This is a genomic window from Gryllotalpicola sp. CP2-P1 (genome assembly GCF_057512245.1).
Genome location: NZ_JBLRDT010000313.1, coordinates 1 through 2,072, shown reverse-complemented (window position 1 = coordinate 2,072; position 2,072 = coordinate 1). Strand labels below are relative to the sequence as shown.

The following is a 2,072-nucleotide window of genomic DNA, read 5'->3' as shown; positions in this document are numbered from 1 at the left end:
ACCCCGAGCTGATGCTCGACGCCATGCTCGTCTCGCTCTCGGGCCGCATCCGGCTCGACGAAGCGGCCGAGACCACCCCGGAGCGCGTGCTGCGCGAGATCTGGGAGGACCGCTTCATCCTCGAGCCGGCCACCTTCACCGGGCCGACGTGAAGAGAGGTCCCCGCCGACGGCGGCCCCGTCGAGCGCCGCACCCAGCGGCCGCCGACGCGGCCGCTCACCCGCACCCCGAAGCAACTCACCGAGGAGCCCACCCTGTTCGAGGCCACGCCGGGAAAGTCCGGAATCGCCCTGCGCGCGCAGAAGCGCGGCGCGGCATCCGCTCGTGCGCCGCAGCTGCCGAGCGCCCTGCAGGCGGGCTTCACGGATGACCCGGCCGAGCTCGCCCTGATCGACGAGCAGCTCGCCGTCGAGCCCGCCGCGCGCGAGCGAGCCCGGGCCATCGCGGCGGCGCTCGCCGTGCCCCGGCCACGGGCGCAGTCGTCGTCGCGCCGCGGGCAGGGCGTGCTCGCGAGCCTGCCCTACCGCGGCGCGGCCGACGACATCGACCTCGACGCGACCATCGAGGTGCTCGCCGAGCGGCCGGTGCCCGAGGACGAGGACATCATCGTGCGCGACCGCATCCGCTCGACGCGCGCGGTCGTGCTGCTCGTGGACGTCTCGGGGTCGTCGAAGGGCGAGCGGCTGACCACGTCGGCCGCGGCGGTGGGCGCGCTCGCGGGCGAGCTCGAGCGCGACAGGCTCGCCGTGATCGCCTTCTGGTCGGATGCCGCGGTGCTGCTTGAGATCGGGGCGCCGGTGCGCCCCTTCGAACTGCTCGACCAGCTGATGCGGATTCCCGCGCGGGGTCTCACCAACGTCGCGTTCCCGTTGCAGCTGGCCGCCGAGCAGCTGGCCCGCTCCCCCGAGCGCGACAGCCGCGTCGTCCTGCTCTCGGACTGCGTGCACAACGCCGGCCCCGACCCGCGGCCGCTCGCGGCTGCGCTGCCCCGGCTCGACGTGCTGCTCGACACGAGCGGCGAGCGCGACGTCGAGCTCGGCCGCGAGCTCGCGCGCAGCGGGCACGGCACCCTGCACCTCGTGCGCGACTTCCACGATGTCGCGCCTGCGGTGACCGACATCTTCCGAGACCGATAATCGGCACAACACACAAGGAGCTCAGATGCCCTGGAGGCAGAATCCCTGGTTCGAGACCGTGCTCGAGGCGCAGCGCCGCGCGAAGAAGCGCCTGCCGCCTTCCGTGTACGCGGCGCTCGTGGCCGGCTCGGAGCGCGGCCGAACGCCCGAAGACAACCAGGCGGCGTTCGCCGAGCTGCAGTTCGCCCCGCACGTGGCCGGCCATCAGAGCGAGCGCGAGCTGAACACCACGGTGCTCGGCATCCCGATCTCGCTTCCCGTGCTGATCTCGCCGACGGGTGTGCAGGCGGTGCATCCCGAGGGCGAGGTCGCGGTCGCGCGGGCGGCGGCGAACCGGGGCACGATCATGGGCCTGTCGTCGTTCGCGTCGAAGCCCGTCGAAGAGGTCGCCGCGGCGAACCCGAACACCTTCTTCCAGATGTACTGGACGGGCACGCGCGAGCAGATGGTGCAGCGCATGGACCGCGCACGGGCGGCCGGCGCGAAGGCCCTGATCGCGACGCTCGACTGGTCGTTCTCGATCGGGCGCGACTGGGGATCGCCCGCGATCCCCGAGAAGATGACGCTCAAGGCGATGTGGGACTTCGCCCCAGAGGCGATCATCCGGCCCAAGTGGCTGTGGGCTTACGGCAAGACGGGCCACGTGCCCGACCTGACGACGCCGAACCTGCAGCCGCCGGGCGGCGAGGCGCCGACCTTCTTCGGCGCTTACTACGAATGGCAGCAGACGCCGCCGCCCACGTGGGAAGACGTGGCGTGGCTGCGCGAGGAATGGGGCGGCCCGTTCGTCTTGAAGGGCATCACCCGGGTGGATGACGCGAAGCGGGCGGTCGACGCCGGCGTCTCGGCGATCTCGGTGTCGAACCACGGCGGCAACAACCTCGACACGACGCCGGCGACGATCCGCTGCCTGCCGGCCGTCGCGGCCGCCGTCGG

2 protein-coding genes are annotated in these 2,072 nt (G+C 72.7%); both read left to right on the top strand.

The genetic code is table 11. The annotated features are described in order from the left end of the window. Positions 1-458 precede the first annotated feature (458 nt). On the top strand, positions 459-1,136 hold the full coding sequence (locus tag ACM2XV_RS14655) for a vWA domain-containing protein (RefSeq protein WP_344776092.1): 678 nt from the start codon (positions 459-461) through the stop codon (positions 1,134-1,136). 25 nt (positions 1,137-1,161) lie between these two features. After that, positions 1,162-2,072, top strand: a 911-nt coding sequence (gene mftD, locus ACM2XV_RS14650) for a pre-mycofactocin synthase MftD (RefSeq protein WP_487027464.1), incomplete at its 3' end; no start/stop codon positions are given.